Raw genomic sequence first — 24,602 nt, 5'->3', positions numbered from 1 at the left:
ATGTGGATGTTGATCCTAGGAATAGTTCAAATTGTCATGGGTATGACCTTATATATGCTCGGTCGGCGGAAATATGGCGAACAACTTCATTCCCATGCCTATCCATTCCGACTTAAGTTGTTTCTTCCTTTTAGCTACTATTTGATTGATAAATTTCAATTATTGGAGAAAATGCCTGAGTTCACTTCGAAAATCCATCATAAATGTATGACCTTATACGGGAGAAGCTTGTCGTCGCAAGGCAGTAAATGGTTCTTGGCGGAGCTCATTTCAGCAGGAAGCTTATGTTTATGTATATTTACCTTTTTCGCCATCCTTGCAGGTGAAGATAGTTCATTATTCGTTTGTGGTGTGATTGCTGCTTGTGCGACACCGATGATGATGGTCCGTGACTTGGATACGAAAATACGAAAAAAACAGCAGCAAATGATTCTAGCGCTGCCTGAATTTTTGAGCACGATTGTCCTGTTGGTTAATGCAGGTGAAACGGTGAATCGCGCATGGATACGTTGCGTGCAGGCTAAACCTCATTTAGCGGATTCACCGCTTTTCAAAGAGCTGCTGGTCGCCGTGCATGAGCTTGAAATGAACATCTCTTTCACCAAAGTGCTAGAGGATTTCAGTAAGCGATGTGCCTTACATGAAGTCTCTTTATTCACATCAACGCTTGGGCTGAATTATAAAAGGGGAGGAAATGACTTCGCTGTCGCACTGCAATCACTGTCACTTGAACTGTGGCAGCGGAGGAAAGCTGTGTCTCGAACCTTAGGTGAAGAAGCATCTTCCAAGATGGTATTTCCAATGGTACTTATTTTTGTGGTGGTTATGGTGATCGTCGCTGCACCTGCGCTACTAATGATGAAACAATAAAGGAGAAATGTGGATATGAAGACTGTAATTGAATGCTTTAAGCGAGTGTGGAAAGAAGAAGATGGTCTAGGTACATTGGAGATTCTATTGATTGTTGCTGTGCTTGTCGCGATTGCCATTATTTTTAGAAAATGGATCGTCTCGTGGTTTCAAAAGCTGATTGGTGATGCAAACACAGATCTCAAGGATAATAGCGTGGTTGCACCGTGTGCGCCTAGCCCAACAACGAGCTGTGCGCCATAAACGGTTACTCGGCTTTACGAGAAGCGAACAGGGAAGTTTCACGTTAGAAGCATCCCTGGTGTTTCCAATGATCTTGATTTGTACGGTGTCTCTCTTATTTGTGGGTTTATATGCGTACCAACATGTGTATATCAAACAGTTAGCACGTACAGCGGCGGAACGGCTTGCCTTCACTTGGACGAATAGCTATAAAAATTTGAATCCGGGAAGTTTTAACCCGCAGGAAACAGATGGGCTGTATTGGCGTTTGACGCAGGATCACGCGACTGATTTATTTGGCTTCCTGAGCGGGAGCGGGGGCGCAAGTATAGCACTGCCAACACATCAAGGTGATGACCTTGTGGAACGAAAGCTGGCAAGAGCCTCGAGTTTACTCACAAACGGCGTTACCGGAACGGCAAGTTACAGGAATTATTTGCTCGATCATCAGGTTGAGGTGGATGTAAACAAGTCCTTTCTAATGCCCTCGTTAATGCGAAAATGGTTGCAAACACATACAACAAGTGGAAAAGCAATTGCCCATGTCGTCGATTCCGTTGAACTAATTCGCATGACAGATCTAACCCGCACTTATGTCCCTACATTGGTAGGCCGAATTTCTCCAGAGAAAGCAAAGGCCGCCCTTATCGAGCCTGAGAAAAGTAATTTGTCAGGACCCAAAGTTACTATTCAATCCGAGAGACAAGCCTCTACCTATTTACGATCTCTTGTGGGAGGCCAAGAGGTTGTTCGAACAACCGCATCGGGGAAAAGTAGACTGATAGACGCGCTAGATGCTCGCGGCATTGCCCATCAAGCCTTCTACAGTTTGACAGAAACTCAGCTGCGTACGGAACAGTTGCCAAAGGATGTTGAGCTGCTCCAGCATGATCCAACGGTGAAAGGTGTCGTATGGCACTTTTTCAAAAAAGATGCGAGTGGCAAAGGGATGCCAACAGATGCATTCCGTAAAGAGCTCGAACGCAAAGGGATCGTTGTTGTGATTCACAATTAAGAAGAGTGAGAGAGGAGATGACCTTGAGAAGATTTCTATATGCAGAAAATGGCGCAGTATCGGTATATTTAATACTTATTATCGTGCCGATTTTCTTATTTCAAGCCGTGTTAATCGATTTTGCCCGGATTAAAGCTGCCGAGAAAGAATCGGAATCAGCGGTTCAGGCTGCGTCCCGTTCTGTCATGTCATCCTTCGATTCAGATCTTCAAAAGAGAGGTCTCTATGGGATGGGTCTTTCACAGGAGAATTCTGAACAGTTATTTAGCGAAGTTTTTGCAAAAAACCTTTCTAGTGGTGTTACTGCCAATGCTTTTCATTTTATAGACACCAAAGTGGTGGAAGGCTCCATGCGTGTTACCCCCGTGTATGCGCTCGCTAGTCATGCCATTTTTCAGGGTCAGCTTCTCGAAGATATGAAGTTAAAAGGTCCTATCGAATTCTCGCTGGAAATTGCAGATAAATTTCAAAAAAGCGGAGTGAAAGCGCCATTTCAGATGGGATCACAATTTGCGGAAAATGCAGCGGAAGTTGAGAAACTTATCGATCAACGGGAAGATGCGCTAGATGAAGCGTGGCGCAGTACGGAAGCAATGCATGTCCGAATAACTACTACTCACCTTTACTATCAGAAAAGAATATCGGATTTAGATGCAATGGCTAACCGCATTGGACTCCATACGATTGATGAACTGAGAATCGAGATCAGTCAAGTTAAAGATCAACTGCAATCACTTTCGAACGCGATGAATCAAATGGATCTCTCGATGAGTGCACTGATGACAGCGAGCCCACAAAGTATTCAAGCGGCACTTTCCGCTAGAAGCAACCTTGAACAGCAGTATAGTACACTATCCCAGAAATTGAATGACCTTGAAGCTCTCGTAAAATTAATAATCCAGTACACGGCACTTATTGTTAGCACGAAGTTAGAGGTGGCAGCAAATGAAAGAGACATCTTACAGCATCAGCAGAGTATAGAGCCTGCTTTGCGACTGGCTAAGCAAAAGAATGACGATATTCGGGCAAAGTTAACGGCGATTGGTGGTTCTTCTACTCCTGCGAGTGATAGTCAAGGTGCGAATGATGTATTTCAACATATATCACTTATAGGTGATGACTATTTTTATGATTATCAGACCTCAGTGGCAAGTATCGCTTCTTTGTTTGCCGCATTTCATTCGAAAGTTGAAAGTATCTCTCTGTATACGGCTGAGAACACGAGACAGGTGAATGCAGCAAACGACGCTTATTGGACATTTGCAAATGATTTTTTTAGTAAGAAAAGCCCAATCGAGAAAGCGAGGATGGATGCGAACGATGGGACGAAGGCGAAAAAACAAGTGGAAAGAAATAAGATTCAAGCTGTTTTGGATAAAGCCAAACAAGCGATTGGCGGCTGCAGCCTGATTCCACAATCCAATGAGGAAGCCTTGTATAACAAACTACAGGGTGATACAAGTAATCTTGAAACAGCGAATGTACAAGGATTCTATCAGAAATATCGTCAAGTAAATGCGCAAGATGTAATGATCGGGAACGAAGTTGCCTATGATTTGGATAAAGCGGAATCAACGAGCGTAAGAGCAATGGATATACTGGGAGCGATTACCCAAGCGTCAGAAATGCTTAGGGACGAGTTGTATGTCAATGAATATGCACTGACGAAGTTCAACTATCGTACCTATGGGCTTGAGAAAGATCGGAATGGTCAAGCGAAATTGTCAAATGAGTTGATCGATCCCGGTTCGCACCCATTATCAAATCAAGAAGCTGAGTATCTTTTATATGGATTCTCCTCGTGCGCCGCGAACATCTCAGCTGCCTATGCAGAAATGTTTTCTTTGCGACTTGCAATTCGAACGGTAGATAATTTATTGGATCCCGAAAAAGAATTGCTTAACGTAGGTTCGCCTTTACTCGTATTATTAGTCGCTGCTGCGCAAGGTGCAGTAGAAGCTTTTGCAGATATGAACGCATTAGTGAAGGGGGAGTCCGTTGAATTATCTTCAAAGCTTTCAGTGGCTGTCTTAAAGTTAACGTACAAAGATTATTTGCGTTTATTTCTGATGCTGCACAGCGATAATACGAAGCTAATGGCGAGAATGCAAGCACTAATTGAATTAGAAACAGGTAAGGATCTTACGCAAGCAGCATCTTATATCCAGACCAATGCCACTAGTGAAATTAGATTGTGGTTCATTCCACAAATGATGAAGCTATTTAATGGATCAGATCTTCTAGGATGTAAAGTGGTTGGGACACAATGTCAATTTAATCGGACAGCGATTGTATCTTATTAAAGTGGGAGGAATGAGATTGCTTCGGAAAATGTACAAGGATCAAGAAGGGGGGATCGTGTTAGAGGCAGCTCTTATTTTGCCTATGTTCCTAACTTTTGTAGTTGGTCTGATTCTCTTCATTCAAATAGCCATAGCAGAAATGGCTTTACAAGCTGGTGTTTCTGAAGCGACGAAGTCGATTGCTGGTCAAGTATACCCAGTCCAACTACTAGTACAGGAAGCGAAATCGAAATATGATCAAAGCTCCGCTGCAAATGTGATGAATACGGTGGTAGATCATGTTCAGACGGCACGGAGCCAGGTAGTCAATGCTGAGAATTTTGTGGATCAATATGCGGCCTATATACCTGATTCCGTTCTAGCGCTTGTTCGTTGGGAGCAGGAAAAAAGAGAACTTGGTGAAGGAATGGCAGAAGATGAGTTGGATGCCATGTATGAGTCACAGGTAAAACCGCGTATCCTCGCAGCATTTACGCCAGTCGTATTCGCTTTTTGTGATGCGAAAATCTTACAAACAGGAAACTTTAAAGTCACTGCGGTGACACTTCCAAGCATGGTGCAGAATGAGGATTCATACTTTGGCGTGGAAGCTCAGCTTACGTATAAACTGCCGATCCCTTTTATAAGCCATACCATCGTGTTAAAGAAAAGGGCCTTTGAACGCGCGTGGGTAGGTTCGTCATCCATGTAAAACTGCTGTAACTGAATGCAAGGATGAATTTCGAATGAGGAGTGAAATACCATTTTACTGATCCATGGCATTTTTCTAATTTTTATTACAGTGGCCTTTGTTATTGATGTTCGACTTGCTAAACTGCCCAATAAGTTGACTATGAGCGGAACTGTGCTCGGCGTAGTGTTCCACACAATGAACGAAGGTTGGGAAGGGCTGATTTTTGCATTACTCGGTACGGGGACAGGCCTTGTTATCGTACTTTTCCTCTATGTTATTGGAGCTCTGGGAGCCGGAGATGTCAAGCTTTTTGCAGCCATCGGGGCGTTTATGGGGGTTTCATTTGTCATGCAAACGCTCGTGTATGCCATTCTTTGTGCCGGGATTATTGGCGCTATGCTCTTGCTCATTCAGAAGCAAATGAGAACGACAAGCGAGAAATTAAAGGGCTGGCTCATCTCAATATTTGCTTATCGTCATATAGACACATTATTCGAACTGAAACATCAAAAAAACATCAAGTTTCCATTTATGTATGCAGTTGCACCTAGTGTGGCTGTCACTTGGTACTATTCATTGCTATGAAATGAGGTAGTTGAATGACGGAAGAGGTATTTGGACTCTGTTACGAATTTGTATATCGGCATGGACATTATATGGAGCTATATAAAGAAGAAGGACTTTCCAACAGTGAGTTATCGGTCTTGCAAATCCGCATGCTGGAGGCGAACCAAGTGCCTAGATTGCTTCCACTTGACATCCTGGAGGTGGACGCTAAACTTCGTTTGCAATATAAACTATCTTCAAAACGTATGCTGACGCATGTACTGAAGGTTGAGTCATTCTCCGTGCATCAATTTGCTAAGCTCATGTACGCTATTGTGAGTACGCTGGATGAGAGTAACAATTACATGCTGTTCGAAATCAATTATGTTCTAAAAGAAAATTTCATTTTCATTGGCCAGGACTGGTCGGATATTTATATGACCTATGTCCCGATAGATACACAGCAAGTTGAGGAGGATGTGTTTCCTTCGATAACTAAGCTGATGTGTAAGCTTGCTTCACATATTTCGGAGGAAAAGCAGAATCAGCTGCACGCTTGGATCTCCATGACTTCCAGTTTGAGCAGCTTGCAGGCCTATAAAGATGCATTATTAAAGCTAATGGACGAGCCAGTTCTTATAACTAACACGATGCTAGAAACAACGATCCAGTCAAAAGAACCTTCTGTATTCAATGATATTCCATCAATCAGCAAGGTACCAATAGAATCCCATCTACCAAAGTTGCCAAAAGTAGAAGGAGAAGCAGGGCTGCCTAAAGCACACTGGAAACGGGATGAGTTGACTACAAATGAACATTCCCTCAATCAATCCAATACATATTCGACTAAACAATCTGTCTCTCCAAATGTCACTTCTCTACCAGCGAATAGTCAGAACGCAATGCCGAACATACATACAACAAAAAGCTCAGCTTTTAGCAAGAATGCCATTGCATTTGCATGGCTTCCACTACAACAACGAGCAAAATGGGTTGCCATTGCGGTACTCATCCTTACTATAGCCTTCCTCTGGCAATATTACGCCGCGGAACCCTCAGCTAGTTCATTACAACTCATAGCAGGAATAACTTTACTTTTAGGTGACGTAGGTTTCATTTTGCTAGTTTGGGGCTTTCCAGTCTTTTCAAAAGGAATAACAGCACAAGTTCCATCCTTACCTCATGAAGAAGTTGCTACTTTCGAGGCCACTTCAGAGCCTATGGATATTCAAGCCTATTATCAGAATCTCCCCTTGCATACCACGATTCTTAGTCCTCCGAAACATAATGCGACTGTTTTACTAAGCAAATTACCTATCCAAAAGAGCGGTCCTCGGTTGGAATTTGAAGCTGAGGGTGTGAGTAAAATAGTTCCCATTGACACTAGTCTTTTTATTATTGGTCGAGGCGATTCTAGTATACATGTAAATTGTGAGTTGGAAGTAGCCGGTGTTTCTAGAATCCATGCGGAAATTGTTCAAACGAGCCAAGGGTACCAGCTTCGAGATGCAGGCTCTACGAATGGGACGTATTTGAATGATCAACCACTGGTTATCTATCAAGCATATCCGCTAAAAGATGGGGATATTGTGCGAATTATTCGTCAAGAACTGACATTTCGACTCTAATACAAATAGTTCTACTTCCTGTCTGCCATGAGCAATGGTATAATAAGAAGTCGCGAGGAAAAACGTGATTATCTTAGAACTAGACAGGGGTTTGGTTTTTACAATATGAGTCTTTTAACAATTGAAGATTTAAGCCACAGCTTTGGTGACCGTACATTGTTCAAAAATGTATCGTTTCGTTTGCTAGCTGGTGAACGTGTTGGTATCGTAGGAGCGAATGGCGTGGGGAAATCCACGTTGATGAATATATTAACGGGCAAGCTTTTGAAGGATACAGGTAAGGTAGAATGGACGCCGAGAGTCCACTATGGATATTTGGACCAGCATTCAGTGTTGGCAGCGGGGAGAACGATTCGTGATATTTTACGAGATGCGTTCCTGCCTTTGTATGAAGAAGAGAAAAGAATGATGGCGATTACCGATAAAATGGGAGACGCCACACCAGAGGAACTTGAGGTTCTGCTGGAGGAAATGGGCGAAATTCAAGAGCGCTTGGAGATTGGTGATTTTTATCTGCTTGATGTGAAAATTGAAGAGATGGGTAATGGCCTTGGCTTGAATGCAATTGGTTTAGATCGTGACGTAACATCGCTAAGTGGTGGACAAAGAACAAAAGTTCTTTTAGCGAAGTTGTTATTAGAAAAACCAACAGTCCTTCTGCTGGATGAGCCTACCAACTATTTGGATGTTGAACATATTGAGTGGTTGAAAATGTACTTGAAGGACTATCCTTATGCGTTCATGTTAATTTCACATGATACGGAATTTATGAATGAAGTCGTCAATGTTGTCTATCATTTGGAGTTTTCCAAATTGACAAGATACACAGCGAATTATGAAAAATTCCTGGATATGGCTGAAATGAACAAGGCACAGCACATTGATGCTTATGAGAAGCAGCAGGAGTACATTAAAAAGCAAGAAGATTTCATCGCGCGCAACAAAGCGCGGGCATCAACGTCTACGCGTGCAAAGAGCCGTGAGAAGCAGTTAGATCGAATTGACCGTATTGAACGTCCAGAAACAGCTTTGAAGCCAACGTTCGTATTCAAAGAATCGCGTTCAAGTGGTAGAATCGTATTTGAAGCGCAAGATTTGGAAATTGGGTATGATCGTGCCTTGCTTCCTAGAATGAATGTGACGATAGAACGCGGTGAGAAAATTGCGATCGTCGGCTGCAATGGGGTCGGTAAATCCACACTGTTGAAGACGATACTTGGGAAAATCGAGCCATTCAGCGGTAAAACGTATCGCGGCGATTACTTAAGTCCTGCTTACTTCGAACAAGAAGTCAAAGCGCCTAGCATGACACCGATTGATGATGTGTGGAATTCATTTTCATCCATGACGCAGAATGAAGTCAGAGGAGCACTTGCACGAGTTGGACTTAAGAATGAGCATATTACCCGTGCGATGAGCATGTTAAGTGGCGGTGAGCAGGCGAAAGTTCGTTTGTGCAAGCTGCTCATGCAAGAAAGCAACTGGTTGTTATTCGATGAGCCTACGAACCATTTGGATGTTGTAGCCAAAGAAGAACTTCAAAGAGCTTTGAAAGAGTATAAGGGTACTGTACTTCTCGTCTGCCATGAGCCTGAATTTTATGAAGGCTGGGTAACACGTGTGTGGGACGTGGAAGAATGGTCTGCCAAAGTAACGAGTTAACCAATACGAATGATCGAATCGGAGGAGATAACAATGTTAACGCATGTTGTGTTTTTTAAACTCAAAGATCGCAGTCCTGAAGCCGTGGAAGTAACCAAAGCCGTTCTAACGAATATGGAAGGTAAAATCCCGGTATTACGACACATTGAGGTTGGGACAGACATTCTGCATTTGGAGCGTTCTTACGATATCGCACTGATTACGAAATTTGATTCGCTAGATGATTTGAAGGTTTACGATACTCACCCTGTGCATGAAGAAGTTAAAGCTCACATGAAAACAGTTCTTGATGGAACGTCCATCTGTGTTGATTTTGTAAGCTAACCTACGTTTGAAAAACATAGGAGAACAGTGTAGTATCCTTAGAAGAGGCTCGTTTCTGATGTTGTCAGGGGCTAGCAAATGTTCTGAGGCTGCACTGTTTTTTGTGTGTTTAGCGCAATACATACTTACATATAAAAAAAGGAGGAATCCGAGTTGAAGTCCCAATTAAATAGAGCTTATATGACGGAAGTTCTTGAAATGCTGCTGCGGACTCCTAGTCCAACAGGCTACACACATCACATCATGCAAAAGGTAGAGCTAGAAGTCAGTAAGCTTGGCTTCGAGCTTTCTTATACGAATAAAGGCTGCGGGATTGTTACTATTCCTGGCGCGAGTTCTGATCGCGTTATTGGGATATCTGCACATGTGGATACGCTTGGTGCTATGGTACGTTCTATTAAAGAGAATGGCACACTGAAAATCACATCGCTTGGCGGCTTTATGATGGGCGCGATCGAGAATGAATATGTGCAAATTCACACACGCGATGAGCGAGTTTATGATGGAACGATTCTGACATCTAGACCTTCTGTGCATGTGTATGAAGATGCGAGAGAGTACAAGCGTGATGAAGCGAATATGGAAGTTCGTATTGATGAGCTTGTCTCTTCCAAAAAAGATGTGCAGGCACTTGGCATCCGTGTTGGTGACTATATCTCTTTTGATCCTCGTGTGCAGGTGAAAGAAAATGGGTATGTCAAATCACGTCATCTGGATGACAAAGCTAGTGTGGCTTCATTGTTTGGCCTTCTCAAACTATTGAAAGAACAAGGGATTCAGCCATTCTACACCATCAAGTTGTTCTTCTCTAACTATGAAGAAGTTGGTCATGGCTCCTCATTCATCCCTTCAGATATTACTGATTTTATTGCGGTTGATATGGGAGCGCTTGGGGATGATTTGAGCGGCAGTGAACGCGATGTTTCGATCTGCGCGAAGGATTCGTCTGGTCCTTACGACTATGCGATGACGTCGAAAATGATTGAGCATGCCGAGAAGCTGGAGATCGGCTACGCGGTAGATATTTATCCGCGCTACGGATCGGATGCATCAGCAGCGTTAAGAGGCGGCCGCGACATTCGCGCAGCGCTCATAGGACCTGGTGTTCATGCGTCACATAGCATGGAGCGCACGCATATGGATGCCGTAGTAAACACGGCAGCCCTTCTTGCTGCGTACATCTTGGAGCCGGTACAAGGATGAATATACTTAGCGCAGTAGATATAACCAAAACTTACGGCGACAAGGTGCTCTTCGATGACATCTCGTTCACCCTAAACGAGAAGCAGCGCATTGGCCTCATCGGCGTGAACGGTACGGGCAAGTCCACGCTGCTGAAGATGCTGGCGGGTCTGGAAACACCAGATCGCGGCAAGCTTGTGCACGCGAACCATTTCCGCGTGGAATACTTGCCGCAAAACCCGGAGTTCGATCCGAACTCTACGGTCCTTGAGCAAGTATTTCACGGCGATTCGCCGCTCATGAAGACGCTGCGCGACTATGAGCTGGCCCTTGCTGAGCTTACGCTAGACGCCTCCAACGAGAAAAAGCAAGCGCGACTCTACAGCGCTCAGTCGCGCATGGATGAGCAAGGTGCTTGGGAAGCCAGCACCTTGGCCAAAACGGTGCTGACGAAGCTCGGCATCAGCGAATTCGACAAACCCGTCGGCCTGCTGTCCGGCGGTCAGCGCAAACGCGTTGCCATGGCGCGCGTGCTCATTCAACCGGCCGATCTGCTCATCCTAGATGAGCCGACGAACCATATTGATAACGAGACAGCCATCTGGCTCGAGGAGTTCCTCAGCAAGTGGCGCGGCGCTTTGCTGCTCGTTACCCATGACCGGTACTTCCTAGAGCGGGTCACTACCCGCATTCTGGAGCTGGACCGGGGCAAGATCTATAGCTACGAGGGGAACTACGAGTGGTTCCTCGAGAAAAAGGCGGAGCGGATGGATTCCGAAGCCGCTAGTGAAGATAAGCGGCAGAATCTCCTCCGCCGCGAGCTGGCCTGGCTCCGTCGCGGCGCGAAGGCGCGCACGACGAAACAGAAGGCGCGTATCAACCGCGCCGAGGAATTAAGGGACCGCAAAGTGGACGGTCCCGCTGACAAGCTTGACATGGCGCTGGCGGGCAGCCGCCTTGGCAAAAAGGTGATGGAGCTGGACGACGTCTCCAAGTCTTTCGCAGGCGGGAAGCAGCTGCTCAGCAGCTTCAGCTATATTGTGATGCCGAAGGACCGTCTAGGCATCATTGGTCCGAACGGCAGCGGCAAGTCGACGCTGCTCAATATGCTAGCTGGGCGCATTCAGCCCGACAGCGGCACGATTGAGACAGGTACGACGGTGAAATTGGCGTACTACACGCAAGAGAACGTCGAAATGGACGAGAAAATGCGTGTGATCGAATACATCAAAGAAGCCGCAGAGCAGATTCGCACGTCGGATGGTGAAACCATTTCGGCCGCACAGATGCTAGAGCGCTTCATGTTCTCTCCGAACTTGCAATGGTCGCCAATTGGCAAGCTTTCAGGCGGAGAGCGTCGCAGACTTTATTTGTTACGCACCCTAATGGGGGAACCGAATGTTTTGCTGCTCGATGAGCCGACCAATGACTTGGACATCCAAACTTTGACGATACTGGAAGATTATCTGGATCAATTCTCAGGGGCTGTTATTACGGTTTCCCATGATCGATACTTTTTGGATCGAACAGTTACCCATTTATTTGCGTTCGATGGCAGTGGTGGGATTGAGCCTTTTATCGGCACGTATTCTGATTATTTGGATGATAAGCGAGAACAAGAAGAGGCGGAGCAAGCGAGGAAAGAAGTCATTCGCCAAGCGAGCTCGAAGTCGTCTAGCGGCAGTTCTGCATCAGCGCCATCAAGTGCAAACGCAACTCCAGCTGCGAATCGTCCCAAAAAACTTTCGTTTAAAGACCAAAAGGAATGGGACGAAATCGAGAACACGATTGCTACCTTGGAGGACAAAGTCGACAGCTTGAAAAAGCAAATCGAAAACTCTGGAAGTAACTTCGATCTCGCTCGTGATCTCTATGAACAAGAGCAACAAACCGCTGCAGAGCTTGAAGCTGCAATGGAAAGATGGACTTATTTATCAGAGTTAGTAGAAGAAATAGAGCGAAATAAGTTATGATAGTAGAAGTAGTTCGAAAATCCGACTCGTTGAACATTTATTAAAAGAAAATATTATAAAGGTAGGTATATACACCACATGATTAATGTAAATAACGTGACGCTTCGTTACGGCAAGAGAGCCCTATTCGAAGATGCCAATATTAAATTCACACCAGGAAATTGCTACGGCTTAATCGGAGCCAATGGTGCAGGTAAATCCACATTCCTCAAAATTCTTTCCGGTGAGATCGAGCCGAACACAGGCGAAGTCAGCATCACACCAGGCGAGCGTATGGCTGTCCTGAAACAGAACCATTACGAATTTGATGAAATCGAAGTTTTGAAAACTGTTGTAATGGGTCACTCCCGATTGTACAAAATCATGGAAGAGAAGGATGCTTTGTATGCAAAAGCGGATTTCTCCGAAGAAGATGGCATGAGAGCCGCTGAGCTTGAAGGCGAATTCCAAGATCTTGACGGCTGGCAAGCAGAATCCGACGCAGCAGAGCTGCTAATCGGTCTTGGTATCCCAACATCTTTGCATGATACCAAAATGAAGGATTTAGATGGTAACGAGAAAGTTCGTGTGCTTTTAGCACAAGCGCTATTCGGTAACCCGAACATTCTTCTACTCGATGAGCCTACCAACCATTTGAACATGGAATCCATTAAATGGTTAGAGCACTTCTTGTCCCGTTTCGAAGGTACTGTTATCGTCGTATCTCATGACCGTCACTTCTTGAACCAAGTGTGTACACATATCGCAGATATCGACTTTGGAAAAATTCAAATGTACGTAGGTAACTATGATTGGTGGTATGAGTCTAGCCAATTGGCGTTACGTTTGACACGTGATGCGAATAAGAAAACGGAAGAAAAACGTAAAGAGTTGGAAGCTTTCATCGCGCGCTTTAGTGCGAATGCCTCCAAATCCAAGCAAGCGACTTCACGTAAAAAGCAATTGGAGAAGCTTACACTTGAAGATATTCGTCCTTCTTCCCGTAAATATCCGTTCATTCACTTTAAAGGTGAGCGTGAGGCTGGTAAGCAATTGCTTGCAGTCGAGAGCCTATCCAAAACAATTGACGGTGTTCAAGTATTGAATAATGTTTCGTTTACCCTGAACAAAGGGGATAAAGTCGCATTCGTGGGGCTGGACGGTATTGCCAAAACGACGCTTTTCAAAATTTTGATGGGCGAAATGGAAGCAGACAGCGGGACGTTCTCCTGGGGCATTACAACATCACAAGCGTATTTCCCAAAAGACAGCCAAGATTATTTCAATTCCGATTTAACTCTGGTAGATTGGTTGCGTCAATACTCCAAAGATCCGGATGAGTCATTCCTACGCGGATTCCTAGGACGCATGTTGTTCTCTGGTGAGGAAGCGTTGAAAAAAGCGAATGTTCTTTCCGGGGGAGAGAAAGTACGTTGCATGTTCTCCAAAATGATGTTGAGCGGTGCGAATGTGCTTATTCTTGATGAGCCAACGAACCACTTGGATTTGGAATCCATCACAGCACTTAACAATGGTCTTGTTGATTCCGACTGTACGATGTTGTTCGTCTCCCATGACCATCAGTTCATTCAAACGATTGCAAATCGCGTCATGGAGTTGACACCAAAAGGTATCATCGACAAAATGGTGACGTACGATGAGTATTTGGAAAACGAAGATGTGAAAAAACAGCGCGAAATTCATTACGCATAATCGATATAAGTAAAAAAGTATAAAAAGAAAAAAGCGCCCTGAAGTGTTACTCTCAGGGCGCTTTTAGCTACACAAAGTTGTCTAGCTTCCGCCAGTACGACGGCGTTGGTTATTTACTTTTTTGGTCATTTGGCTTTTCGCAGTTTGATTTGCATTTCCTGCTGCTTTCGGGTTAGCACGCGCTGCGGCTTGATCCGCTTGTTTCTGAGCTAGTTTGGCTTTGATCGCGTCGGCTAAGCTGACTTTTTTGACACCTTGTGATTCGACCTGGTCGGCTTGCTGGTCTTGAGGCTTGTCTGACATAAGAACACCTTCTTTACGTGGTATATTCATAGTATAATCGAATCAAAGAAAAGATGAAAGAAGGTGTGTGGGGATGTTTGATCCAACGATCTATGACAATATCAAAGTCGTGCTCGAAGGAGCCGTCTACGATTTGGATTTGGAAGGTAAAATCATCATAACACGAAGAGAAGATCTGATTGACTTGTCGTCGATGTCTCGCACATTTGCCATTGAGTTTGCACGTAAATTAGGACTTCCTAGCCAAGCCGAAATCTACTTGCATGTTCATTTAAGCGACTTGGCAGCTGAAATTCTAGAGAATCCTACGGCTAAACCGGGTTGTACACTGTTAATTAAACTTCACACGATCGTGAATGATCCCGAATTGGATTGCCCAATGATTGAAGCGCAATTGAATGCGATTTGGGAGCAGCGTCCGCGAATTACACAGCAAATTTCCTATTTATATGGGGAACAACCGGAGGAATACCGCAATCTCATTACGTTATCCTTTGGTCGCAAAATTGATGAGAGCCACCTCGATGACTTTTCTGATTTGATTGATTATGCCTTCGAAAGCTTGGTATGGTTAGATGGAAGAGGGTCGTTGTAAGTCATGCAAGAATTAACTCAGCAAGAATTGTTAAGCAAAGTAAATCAAGATAACGAGAAACCCTTTGCGGTTTTTATGTATACACCGCTTTGCGGGACATGCAAAGTAACGGAGCGAATGCTGGATATTATTCTGGCGATGAAGCCAAAGCTGCCCCTTGTTAAGTGCAATATCAATTTCCTGCCCCAAGTCAGTCAAGAATGGCAGATCGCCAGTGTCCCGTGTGTTGTCATCATTGAACAAGGAAAAGAAAAAGAAATGATCTATCGGATGCAATCCGTGGATGAGCTATATCGTAGGCTAATGCCATTAGTAGAACAAGAATAGGAGTTGTGTATATAATGAGTTTTCAAGTCGGAGATCGTGTTATTGCAGAATATAAAACAGGGGTTTATTTCGGTGAAGTTGTTGAGATGACCTCCAGCATGAAAGCAGCAGTTCGCATTCTAGCTGTGAAGGATCATCCTACACAAGGAGATTTACATAATCCGATGGATCCAAGTGTTGCTTTTTTTCATCAAAGAAGGGCATTATCCCATCAAGAGATTGCGTTAATGCCAATTGCAACGATTCGTCCTTATGCTGGTGAGGTGCCAGATTACCAACTGTCTCTGAAGAGAGCGCTAATGGCTCAGATTGATAAGCTGTCGGACATGGAAGCGTGGGCCCGACGCTCTCTGCAGGAGCTTGATCAGCTGAATAAAGAATATTTTCCACCGTCCAATTAGGAAACTTCTAGGTACAGTTTGGTGCCATCATTGTATTTAAAAATGGCTACATCACCAATGATCTCGATCATCGAGATCATTTTTAATTTTCTGCGAAATTCAAAATGCAATTCATATTCCTTTAATTTCGTTGAAAGTAACTCCATTTGGGAACGTTTATGAGTAAAATTCATCACAGGGATCGATTTATTTTTGAATCGGATCGTGTTTGCTTGCATGTTTAAGCCCTCCTTTACACGAATACTTCTGTTTGCTTACGACTTTACAAGTTTTAGGATACATTTCAAATGTTAAATATGTTTGCGTGCAACTATTAAAAAAGTTTTAGCAATTTATTATATGTGAATAATAACGCTACAGGGCTAGTTCCGATAAGATAAATTTTTGCGGGTCATGATTCGTGGTTGCGGGGAATGTTAACCCCATTTATAATAGATAAGATTGTATTCTAACAGGTTCTGGAGGGTCATAGAAATGACAGAAGCAAAACCAACTCGCATAGGCATTATTGGAGCCGGAAACATCGGAAACGTGCATATGGGGACGTTTAAAAACATAGCTGGGGCTCAACTTGCAGGGGTAACGGATGCGTATTTGCCGCTTGCTGAAACAAGAGCAAAAGAACATAACATTGAGCAGGTATATGCGAATTCAGATAAATTGTTAGATGACCCTACGATTGATGCAGTAGTCATTGCTGTATCGAACGAGTGGCATGCGCCACTTGCGGTGCAAGCGCTAGAAGCTGGTAAACATGTCATGCTTGAGAAGCCGATGGCGATTGATTTAGCGTCAGCACGTCAAATTGTTGAAGCGGAGCGTAAGGCAGGGAAGATTCTCATGATCCCGCATCAAATGCGTTGGGAAGCATCATCGATTGCGGTTAAGGAGCAGGTGGAGAAAGGCGCACTTGGACACATTTATCATGCAAAAGCGAGCTATCTCAGACGTAAAGGCATTCCAGGCTGGGGAACATGGTTTACCCAGATGGACAAATCAGGCGGCGGTCCTCTGATTGATTTAGGTGTACATATGTTAGATTTAACCCTCTATTTGATGGGGAATCCCAAACCGGTTTCCGTATATGGATCAACGTATGCAGAGTTCGGACCACGTAAGCAAGGGATTGGCACATGGGGGGCGCCGAATTGGCAAGGTACTTTTGATGTTGAGGATTTAGCTACTGCTTTGATTAAGTTTGACAATGGGGCAACACTTTCTTTGGATGTCAGCTGGGCGGGTCTCCTTGAAACCGATAATTTACCAGTTGTGCAATTGCTGGGTTCAGAAGGCGGAGCCTATTTGAAAGGCGCAAAAGGCAAGCTTTTTGCAGAAAAATTCGATCGCATTGTAGAGACAGAGCTTTCAGCACCAGCTGCGAATGATGATCCACGTGCACGTATGGTTCAGCATTTCTTGGCTAGTATCGCAAGCGGCTCTCAGCCGATAACGTCTGTTATGACTGGCTACACGAATAATTTGATCCTAGATGCGATTTACCGTTCGTCGCAAACAGGCGATGAAGTGAAATTGAACTGGGACATCGAGTAGACAGGGGCTGCAAGAAGTGAACTGGGAGTTATTTAGCATCATCGGTACGGTTGCCTTCGCAGTCAGTGGTGCGATCGTCGCGATGGAAGAGGAATACGATATTCTAGGTGTGTATGTACTTGGTCTTGTGACCGCATTTGGTGGAGGGATCATCCGTAACCTGTTGATTGGGAAGCCAATCGTACTACTATGGGAGCAAGGGATGTATTTTCAAATCGCCTTGTTTGCCATGACGGTTGTTTTCTTGATGCCAGTGAAATATATTCGAATGTGGAAGACCTGGGAAGCCTTCTTCGATGCGATTGGTCTAGCAGCCTTCGCTATCCAAGGAGCGCTCTATGCGACGAATATGGGGCACCCATTAAGCGCTATTATCGTCGCGGCGGTCCTAACAGGCATTGGCGGAGGGATGGTCCGCGATGTGCTGGCAGGTCGGAAGCCGCTAGTGCTCAAAGATGAAATTTATGCGGTCTGGGGTATGTTAGCGGGAGCATTAGTTGGACTTGGTTGGTCACAGGGCACATGGCAGTTAGCCATTCTATTTGCACTTATCATCATTTTGCGCATGTTCTCAGTTAACTACAAATGGAAACTGCCGAAACGCTCTTTGCGTGATGCTTTAGTGGAATCTACACGAAGATCAGATTCGTAGTCCAATTTACCTGCAGGGTAATCGCTTGAAGATAGGAGGTGTGTCAAATGGAAGCATCTTTAACACAGCAACAGAAAATTTCAGCAGAGACAATTGCAGCACGTATTATTTCCGTGAAGGAGCTGCTGCAAACAGAGTTAGATCTGTATGAAGTATCCAAGGATTCGGAGACCGGCGAACATTATTTGCATTACGCCTACATGCATCGCGATTTCTCGAATACGGGAGAGCCGGAATCTTTTCACTATTTAATGCCTATAGAGAACGATGATGTGCTTGGCATGATTTTTGGCGAGCAAGGATATGCCTACCCCGAACATTGGAAAGCTTCCTTTTTACGAAATGGTCCCGAGGGCTTCTACATCTGGTTTGATCCTTCTCATGAAGCTCAACAAACCGAAGATGAGGCTATTGCAGCAGATTTGCTTAAGAAACTTCGAACTTTTCATGATCAAGGAAATGTGGATCCGGAAGCTGTTCGTAAATTGTTAGAAGAAATGGATGAGACACGAAAGAAAGGCGAATAAAACGCGATAATAGCGTAAATTTGCCCAATAAATACGTTTGTATATGTGCTCCATAAAACTGCGATTGTGCAGCTTTTGTGGAGTTTTTTCATTTGTAATGGGGAAAAATGCGATTAGAAGCGGAACAACCGCATTTTTCCAACTAATAACGGGCATAAAGGGGATAGAAGCAAAGATCTTTCGCGTTATGTTTAGTAAAAATAAGGCAAATGGTCCATATTAACACTAGTGTCAATAGCTGATCAGAAAGGGGGACTCGTACATGGGTATGGCCTCGTATCATTTTGCAAATTTGGATATTCATGAGGAATTGATGCAAGAACTTCGCAATCTGGAATCTCGCATGAAAGAGGAATTAGGGTACGAAATTGCGCTAATTGCGTATACAAAGGAAGCAGATGGACTTCCAAGTAACTAGGACATCTAGTACATATAGAGAAAAGAAATAGGGGGGATGACGATGATAGCTGTGAAAATGTCAGTCATCATGACGGCTGCACTCGTCGGCTTAACAGGGTGTTCAGCAGCACATTCAAATCAACTAGAGAAGGCATCGGTGTCCATTCAAAGCGTTGGTTTATCAGATTCCAGCAATGCCACACGAAAGATGAATGCGAAGGATGTTAACAGCGGTACACAAGTCAATCAAACGACACAAGCTCAATTGGGCAAAGAAGAAAATCCACAACACCAGAACACGTATCTATCCATGAACCGAGAATTGGCAGATCAGGTGATGCAGGAGACACATCTTGGTGGGGCCTCCATTGCTATGACGGATACGAATATTTATGTGGCTGTTGATCTGGGGGAGCTGCAGGATAAACGGGCTACCGAGAAAGCCAAGGAACTAAGCAAAAATAATGATCCGGCAACAGAAGCGGGATTGTTCGGTTCAGGCGTTGGTGCGCAAATGGATTGGGTCTCAGCGAAACCACTGTCTTCAGAGAACTTGAATGCGATTCGACACGTGATTAAGAGGATTTATCCGGATTCGAAGGTGTATATCTCCTCGAACGAGCTTTTCGTCAATCGAATGATGTTCTATGACAGGCAGCAACAAAAAAATAAACGTATGGATACGTACCTATATGAGTTCAATACCATGGTGCACTATACGTTTAATAGCAGCAAATGAGTAATAAATTTAAGGTTCGTGCCTACTGCAGCTCGCGAATTTGTGAGTATGTACATAAAGAGGATGTGATGGTCGCGATCAATTATGAAACGGCATATAGTCTGGCACAGCTATACAATGATTTTCCTTCCAAACCTAGTTGTCCTTCTTGTGGTGAAGCCATTTCTTTTTACGCACATGCGGTTATCGAGGAGCCTTGGCTCACGTGAGAAGCTTGACAATTCGCGGTTTCCTGATAATAGTTAGAGAATATGCAATCAGGAAAGGACAATTACGCGATGATGTCAGGAGTATTGAAGATAGATAGGTTACCACAAGAAGTTCACTCCCACTTGGGAGAGCTTAACCGGATTGTACATACAACAGAGGATTATAAGTTGATTGGCTCAGCTGCCTATGAAGCACCGACAGAGGAGCTGCTTACGGATGCAATTCTTTCACTTTTCTTAGGCAAAAATGTGCTCCTGAAGGGACCGACAGGCTCGGGTAAAACGAAACTAGCTGAGCATGTTTCATCCGTGTTCAACCTACCGATGCACAGTGTGAATTGTTCCACGGATTTAGATGCAGAGGCTTTGCTAGGCTTTAAAACATTGACGCATGATGAACAGGGCAGAAGTGGAATTGCGTTCATTCCAGGACCAATTATGAAAGCAATGACGAAGGGACACCTGCTCTATATTGACGAAATCAATATGGCCAAGCCAGAAACACTCCCATTAATAAATGGTGTATTGGATCACCGCCGATCGATTACCAATCCTTTTACAGGCGAAGTGATTACGGCACATCCGAATTTTAGAGTTGTTGCAGCAATTAATGAGGGATACATAGGTACGGTGCCTTTAAATGAAGCGCTGAAAAATCGTTTCGTCACAATTGATGTCCCTTATCTGCAAGGCGAGCTCTTGTTCCAGTTATTAAAAAGTCGTTCTGTTTTACGTGATGAGAAGCTGATTCGCACTTTCGTACAGCTCTCAGCTGATCTGCTTTCTCTTATTGAGATGGGACAGTTGCCGGATGAAGCGGGATCGATCCGTGCATTGTTAGATGCCTGTGATTTGGCGGCATATATTCCTCCGATGAGAGCAGTGACCCGTGCAATCGCAGATAAGTTAGAGGATGAAAGGGAACGTGCAGCAGTACTCAATACAGCTGAAACGTTACTGTAACGCAATGTTCGTAGGAAGCCTAAGCCGTCTGGATGATAAAATCGATGCCATGCTGCATATGCAGTTGGTGGATTTGGCACGGTTATTTACGAAACGCGGTAAGCTTGAAGTGGAAGCAGCTTATCACGCGCATTATGATGAGTCAGCTAGGCAGATGACAGTGAGCCAATTCTGGTGGGACTATCCGTTGCGCGACAAAACAGCAGGCATGAAAAGCGATGTGTATCTGCGTTGTCTAGGCAGTGCCTGGTTTACAGGGAGTGAGGCTGTCACTGCCTACCTTCACTATTGTACGCAGGCTAAGTTCCCCAAGCTGGCCAATAGTTTATTTGCCCTTTGTGAGGATATGCGCTTAGAGCGGATTTGTCGTAGTCAGCGTCCAGGTACGGGAGCTGTTTTCGTACATCGGCATCGCATCTTAAGTGGATATTTCCAACATAAGCTCCGAACGCATTTGACTAAGAACGAGTTGTCAGATGCTGTTCTGTTATTCGTCTATGGTTGGTTTACTGGAAAGTCGTGGCAGCAGGAGCTGCCAGCATCTTCGATCGGGAGCGAGTTATCGAGCCGTTTAGCCGGGCTTTACGATTTGCTAGAACAAGTGGAAGAAGCAGCGCATACGGCTGATGTTGCAGCTTTATGTGAACGGATGCACAACATGCTGTCCGAGTGGCTAGAACGAGATGCAGCGACAGCGTATTTTTGGACGCAGCAGGGAAGCGGAATCGAGACGCCCTTGCATGCGGATTACAAAGGCGAGCTGAAGCGCGCGAAGCGGCTCGCGAATGAGGATGTGCTCCCCGAGCAAGAGGGGGAGCGTCAATTGCCCGGCCAAGAGCGGCTGCCGACTTGGCATCGCGAGAGCAGCGACCGCAGCCCAGGGCTGCTGCGGTTCGAGCTGGAGCGCGGCGCACGCACCGCCGCGCAGGGCTCTGCGCCCCGTGAGGGCGATGCCGCCGACCAGGCGCTCGCCATTACCCAGGGGCGCTCACAGCGCGCCCAGCGCACCGGCGCCGCCGCTGAGCGGCGCCAAGGCACTTCCGTGCCCGCATCCGCGGGGCACGGGGAAGCCGAGGTCGCCGCGTATGCGACGGCGACCTGGCTTGCGCCTGAACGTCCTACTGCTGCGCAGGAGGACGGGTTCAGGCGCCTCCGCGAGCGCGCAGCGCCGCTCGCGAAGCCCTTGCAGCGTGCGATACGGCGCACGCTGGAGCAGAAGCGGATCGCCCCGCGCGGCGACCGCCTATTCGGGCGGCTCGACAAGCGGCTTACGCGAGCCGTCACGCAAGAGCAGCCGCGCCTCTTCTATAAGAAGCGCGCGCCAGTACCACAGCTCGACGCAGCGTTCGCGCTGCTTGTCGACTGCTCGGCGTCCATGTATGACAAAATGGACGAAACCAAGCTCGGTCTCGTGCTATTCCACGAGACTCTCCAGAATCTCAGAATCCCCCATGAAATTGTGGGATTCTGGGAAGACGCAGACCGCGTCACAGAGCAGGAGGCACCGAACCTGTTCCAGGTTGCGCTGGACTTCGACTCCTGCCTCGCGGCCTCTAGCGGTGCGGCTCTCATGCAGTTAGAGCCGCAGCAGGACAATCGCGATGGCTTTGCAATTCGCGAGATGACGAAGCGGCTGCTGCGGCGCACAGAGCGGCAACGTATCCTCCTCGTATTCTCGGATGGGGAGCCTTCGGCAGCCAATTACAATGATGTCGGCATCCTGGATACGCATGAAGCCGTCCTCCAAGCTAGGCGCCTAGGTGTCGAGGTGATCAGCGTGTTTCTCGCCAATGGCACCGTGCACGAGACACAGCGGAACGCAATGCGCAATATGTATGGGCGCAGCAGTATCGTTGTACCACATGTCGAGGAGCTGCATGAACAGCTCGTGCCGATTTTACGCAAGCTCTTGCTGAAGTCAATCAGTACTTGATTCTTGTTCTAAATTCCTGCACTTGATCCTGCAATTGATCTCGCACTTGATCTCGCACTTGATCTCGCACTTGATCCTGCACTTGATCTCGCACTAGATCTCGCACTTGATCCTGCACTTGATCTCGTACTTGATCTCGCACTTGATCTCGCACTTGATCTCGCTCTTGATCCTGCACTTGATCTCGCACTTGATCTCGCACTTGATCTCGCACTAGAGCTTGTTTCACGCACTCGAATATCGTACTTAACATGCTCACTCGATCTTTAACTGGAAAACCTCCAGTTATTTTCATCATCTAGTTCTGAAATCACCAAATAACATCATAAACTCCAGTTAATTAATCGGATTTATTGCTTTTCTCTCCAAAATCGTTGAATTAACTGGAGAAAATCCATCTATTGGCTTGAAAACCTCAATAGGACGATAAATAGATGTATGTTTTCCATTTATCCCTACTCATTGAAGGTGCCTGAGCTATTCTAAACGTGACGCATATGAGACTTTCAATCGATCTGATCAACCTTTTGCCACGATCTCATCTATCTTTTGCCCTCAAAATCCAGTACAATAGATCAGGGTCATTCTAGGTAAATTTCGCCATACTCCGACAATTATCGGAGGAATTACATACGCAATTATCATTTATTTATTAAACTCATCATACCTTTAGGAGGCTTTTCATCTTATGTACGGTGCACCTTTATCAAACAAGTCCAAAAAAATCATGCTGCTTGGCTCAGGTGAGCTGGGTAAAGAAGTCATCATTGAAGCGCAGCGTCTTGGTATTGAGACGATTGCTGTTGACCGCTATGCGAATGCGCCAGCTATGCAGGTTGCACATCGCAGCCATGTCATTTCCATGCTCGATGGCGAGCAGCTTCGTGCGATTATCGAAAAAGAACGCCCTGACCTTATCGTGCCTGAGATTGAAGCGATTGCGACTTCCGTTCTAGTTGACTTAGAAAAGGAAGGCTACCGTGTTATCCCGACAGCGACTGCTTCTCGTTTGACGATGGACAGAGAAGGAATTCGTCGACTAGCTTCCGAAACATTGGGCTTGCGCACGGCTAAATATGAATTTGCTAACTCTCTTGAAGAGTTGCACGCAGCTGTTGCGGTCATTGGGACACCTTGCGTGATCAAGCCGATCATGAGCTCGTCTGGTAAAGGACAAAGCGTTTGCCGCACGCCTGAGGGTGTAGAAGCTTCTTGGAACATTGCGATGGAAGGCGGTCGTGCCAAAAACGCTCGTGTGATCGTCGAAGAATTTATCCATTTCGAATCCGAAATTACATTATTGACTGTCCGTTCCGTTTCCGGAACAACCTACTGCGAGCCTATCGGTCACATTCAAAAGGATGGCGACTACATCGAATCTTGGCAGCCGCACACGATGTCGGAGCAGCAAATCATAGATGCACAGCACATGGCCAAAACGATTACGGACGCACTCGGCGGACATGGGTTATATGGTGTTGAACTATTCCTGACGGCAGATGGCGTGTACTTCAGTGAAGTATCACCGCGCCCACATGATACAGGAATGGTAACGATGGCTACGCAAGATTTAAGCGAGTTTGCACTGCATGCAAGAGCTATTCTTGGGTTCCCAATTACAGGCATTCGCCTATTAACACCAGGAGCCAGCTACACACTTAAGGCAGATCGCGAGCAAGTTGAATACACTATTAGTGGTATTGATGAAGCGTTATCTGTGCCTAATACGCAAGTTAGAGTGTTTGGCAAGCCAGAAACCAAAGTTGGTCGTCGTATGGCAGTTGCACTAAGTTCAGGACAAACTGTGGAAGAGGCGCGGAGCCTTGCAAAAGAAGCCGCTAGTAAGCTCACATTAAACTACAACTAAAAATTAGTATGACTGCAGTAGCAGTACCTGTCTGAGGTCATCATCC

Annotated in this window: 26 protein-coding genes; 23 read left to right on the top strand and 3 right to left on the bottom strand. The window is 45.5% G+C overall.

Annotated features, from left to right (window positions below; genetic code table 11):
- The first annotated feature begins 6 nt into the window (after nucleotides 1–6).
- The 12 genes from AC58QM_RS04580 (at nucleotide 7) to AC58QM_RS04525 (ending at nucleotide 14,090) form a co-directional block, all read left to right on the top strand.
- Nucleotides 7–870 (top strand): type II secretion system F family protein, encoded by an 864-nt coding sequence (locus AC58QM_RS04580; RefSeq protein WP_497281791.1) that lies wholly within the window; start codon nucleotides 7–9, stop codon nucleotides 868–870.
- Nucleotides 871–885: 15 nt separating this feature from the next.
- Nucleotides 886–1,113 (top strand): Flp1 family type IVb pilin, encoded by a 228-nt coding sequence (locus AC58QM_RS04575; protein WP_497281789.1) that lies wholly within the window; start codon nucleotides 886–888, stop codon nucleotides 1,111–1,113.
- A 58-nt stretch (nucleotides 1,114–1,171) separates the two neighbouring features.
- Nucleotides 1,172–2,107 carry a hypothetical protein gene (locus AC58QM_RS04570; RefSeq protein WP_497281787.1) on the top strand — a complete coding sequence of 312 codons (936 nt, stop codon included), beginning with the start codon at nucleotides 1,172–1,174 and terminating at the stop codon, nucleotides 2,105–2,107.
- A gap of 23 nt (nucleotides 2,108–2,130) precedes the next feature.
- Nucleotides 2,131–4,410, top strand: coding sequence for a hypothetical protein (locus AC58QM_RS04565; RefSeq protein ID WP_497281785.1), 2,280 nt, complete (start codon nucleotides 2,131–2,133; stop codon nucleotides 4,408–4,410).
- Between the two features lie 16 nt (nucleotides 4,411–4,426).
- On the top strand, nucleotides 4,427–5,101 hold the full coding sequence (locus AC58QM_RS04560) for a TadE/TadG family type IV pilus assembly protein (protein ID WP_497281783.1): 675 nt from the start codon (nucleotides 4,427–4,429) through the stop codon (nucleotides 5,099–5,101).
- A 51-nt stretch (nucleotides 5,102–5,152) separates the two neighbouring features.
- Complete coding sequence (locus AC58QM_RS04555; RefSeq protein ID WP_497282751.1) at nucleotides 5,153–5,668, top strand: A24 family peptidase; 516 nt, start codon at nucleotides 5,153–5,155, stop codon at nucleotides 5,666–5,668.
- 14 nt (nucleotides 5,669–5,682) lie between these two features.
- On the top strand, nucleotides 5,683–7,257 hold the full coding sequence (locus tag AC58QM_RS04550) for a DUF6382 domain-containing protein (protein WP_497281781.1): 1,575 nt from the start codon (nucleotides 5,683–5,685) through the stop codon (nucleotides 7,255–7,257).
- Nucleotides 7,258–7,362: 105 nt separating this feature from the next.
- Nucleotides 7,363–8,919 (top strand): ABC-F family ATP-binding cassette domain-containing protein, encoded by a 1,557-nt coding sequence (locus AC58QM_RS04545; protein WP_497281779.1) that lies wholly within the window; start codon nucleotides 7,363–7,365, stop codon nucleotides 8,917–8,919.
- A 33-nt stretch (nucleotides 8,920–8,952) separates the two neighbouring features.
- Nucleotides 8,953–9,243 (top strand): Dabb family protein, encoded by a 291-nt coding sequence (locus AC58QM_RS04540; protein ID WP_497240083.1) that lies wholly within the window; start codon nucleotides 8,953–8,955, stop codon nucleotides 9,241–9,243.
- A gap of 153 nt (nucleotides 9,244–9,396) precedes the next feature.
- Nucleotides 9,397–10,446 (top strand): M42 family metallopeptidase, encoded by a 1,050-nt coding sequence (locus tag AC58QM_RS04535; RefSeq protein ID WP_497281777.1) that lies wholly within the window; start codon nucleotides 9,397–9,399, stop codon nucleotides 10,444–10,446.
- Nucleotides 10,443–12,398 carry an ABC-F family ATP-binding cassette domain-containing protein gene (locus AC58QM_RS04530; protein ID WP_497281775.1) on the top strand — a complete coding sequence of 652 codons (1,956 nt, stop codon included), beginning with the start codon at nucleotides 10,443–10,445 and terminating at the stop codon, nucleotides 12,396–12,398. Before AC58QM_RS04535 ends, AC58QM_RS04530 begins: the two co-directional genes overlap by 4 nt.
- Before the next feature lie 78 nt (nucleotides 12,399–12,476).
- Complete coding sequence (locus AC58QM_RS04525) at nucleotides 12,477–14,090, top strand: ABC-F family ATP-binding cassette domain-containing protein (RefSeq protein WP_497281773.1); 1,614 nt, start codon at nucleotides 12,477–12,479, stop codon at nucleotides 14,088–14,090.
- Nucleotides 14,091–14,171: 81 nt separating this feature from the next.
- Here AC58QM_RS04525 and AC58QM_RS04520 read toward each other — a convergent pair whose 3' ends face one another.
- Nucleotides 14,172–14,393 (bottom strand): hypothetical protein, encoded by a 222-nt coding sequence (locus AC58QM_RS04520; protein ID WP_497281771.1) that lies wholly within the window; start codon nucleotides 14,391–14,393, stop codon nucleotides 14,172–14,174.
- A gap of 73 nt (nucleotides 14,394–14,466) precedes the next feature.
- Here AC58QM_RS04520 and AC58QM_RS04515 point away from each other — a divergent pair, with 73 nt between their 5' ends.
- Genes AC58QM_RS04515 through kapB form a run of 3 tightly spaced genes read left to right on the top strand, consistent with a single transcriptional unit; the run spans nucleotide 14,467 to nucleotide 15,716 of the window.
- Complete coding sequence (locus tag AC58QM_RS04515; protein ID WP_310223906.1) at nucleotides 14,467–14,988, top strand: hypothetical protein; 522 nt, start codon at nucleotides 14,467–14,469, stop codon at nucleotides 14,986–14,988.
- A gap of 3 nt (nucleotides 14,989–14,991) precedes the next feature.
- Nucleotides 14,992–15,315, top strand: coding sequence for a thioredoxin family protein (locus tag AC58QM_RS04510; protein WP_497281769.1), 324 nt, complete (start codon nucleotides 14,992–14,994; stop codon nucleotides 15,313–15,315).
- A gap of 14 nt (nucleotides 15,316–15,329) precedes the next feature.
- Nucleotides 15,330–15,716 (top strand): kinase-associated lipoprotein KapB, encoded by a 387-nt coding sequence (gene kapB, locus AC58QM_RS04505; protein WP_497281767.1) that lies wholly within the window; start codon nucleotides 15,330–15,332, stop codon nucleotides 15,714–15,716.
- On the opposite strand, the gene AC58QM_RS04500 is transcribed toward kapB, so the two are convergent.
- Nucleotides 15,713–15,934 carry a hypothetical protein gene (locus tag AC58QM_RS04500; RefSeq protein ID WP_056621044.1) on the bottom strand — a complete coding sequence of 74 codons (222 nt, stop codon included), beginning with the start codon at nucleotides 15,932–15,934 and terminating at the stop codon, nucleotides 15,713–15,715. The genes kapB and AC58QM_RS04500 overlap by 4 nt on opposite strands.
- A 256-nt stretch (nucleotides 15,935–16,190) precedes the next feature.
- On the opposite strand from AC58QM_RS04500, the gene AC58QM_RS04495 reads away from it, so the two are divergent.
- From AC58QM_RS04495 to AC58QM_RS04465, 7 genes are all read left to right on the top strand, one after another.
- Nucleotides 16,191–17,267 carry a Gfo/Idh/MocA family protein gene (locus AC58QM_RS04495; protein ID WP_497281765.1) on the top strand — a complete coding sequence of 359 codons (1,077 nt, stop codon included), beginning with the start codon at nucleotides 16,191–16,193 and terminating at the stop codon, nucleotides 17,265–17,267.
- Nucleotides 17,268–17,283: 16 nt separating this feature from the next.
- The gene (locus AC58QM_RS04490; protein WP_497281763.1) at nucleotides 17,284–17,919 is read left to right on the top strand and encodes a trimeric intracellular cation channel family protein; all 636 of its coding nucleotides are present in this window, start codon (nucleotides 17,284–17,286) and stop codon (nucleotides 17,917–17,919) included.
- Nucleotides 17,920–17,966: 47 nt separating this feature from the next.
- Nucleotides 17,967–18,446 (top strand): hypothetical protein, encoded by a 480-nt coding sequence (locus tag AC58QM_RS04485; protein WP_497281761.1) that lies wholly within the window; start codon nucleotides 17,967–17,969, stop codon nucleotides 18,444–18,446.
- A 262-nt stretch (nucleotides 18,447–18,708) separates the two neighbouring features.
- Nucleotides 18,709–18,864, top strand: a complete 156-nt coding sequence (locus AC58QM_RS04480; RefSeq protein WP_497281759.1) for a hypothetical protein — start codon at nucleotides 18,709–18,711, stop codon at nucleotides 18,862–18,864.
- A gap of 42 nt (nucleotides 18,865–18,906) precedes the next feature.
- Nucleotides 18,907–19,584: a hypothetical protein gene (locus tag AC58QM_RS04475; RefSeq protein WP_497281757.1), complete on the top strand. Its 678-nt coding sequence runs from the start codon at nucleotides 18,907–18,909 to the stop codon at nucleotides 19,582–19,584.
- Between the two features lie 281 nt (nucleotides 19,585–19,865).
- Complete coding sequence (locus AC58QM_RS04470) at nucleotides 19,866–20,756, top strand: ATP-binding protein (RefSeq protein ID WP_497282749.1); 891 nt, start codon at nucleotides 19,866–19,868, stop codon at nucleotides 20,754–20,756.
- Complete coding sequence (locus tag AC58QM_RS04465; RefSeq protein ID WP_497281756.1) at nucleotides 20,719–22,689, top strand: nitric oxide reductase activation protein NorD; 1,971 nt, start codon at nucleotides 20,719–20,721, stop codon at nucleotides 22,687–22,689. The genes AC58QM_RS04470 and AC58QM_RS04465 overlap by 38 nt, the downstream gene beginning before the upstream one ends.
- Here the strand turns inward: AC58QM_RS04465 and AC58QM_RS04460 are convergent.
- Complete coding sequence (locus tag AC58QM_RS04460; RefSeq protein WP_497281755.1) at nucleotides 22,679–22,987, bottom strand: hypothetical protein; 309 nt, start codon at nucleotides 22,985–22,987, stop codon at nucleotides 22,679–22,681. The genes AC58QM_RS04465 and AC58QM_RS04460 overlap by 11 nt on opposite strands.
- Nucleotides 22,988–23,377: 390 nt before the next feature.
- Between AC58QM_RS04460 and purT the strand changes: the two genes are divergently transcribed.
- On the top strand, nucleotides 23,378–24,556 hold the full coding sequence (purT, locus tag AC58QM_RS04455) for a formate-dependent phosphoribosylglycinamide formyltransferase (RefSeq protein ID WP_497281753.1): 1,179 nt from the start codon (nucleotides 23,378–23,380) through the stop codon (nucleotides 24,554–24,556).
- Nucleotides 24,557–24,602: the final 46 nt, after the last annotated feature.

The organism is Paenibacillus sp. J22P165 (assembly GCF_059692015.1).
The sequence above is the reverse complement of the archived record's forward strand: the minus strand, read 5'-3'. Positions and strand labels throughout refer to the sequence as shown.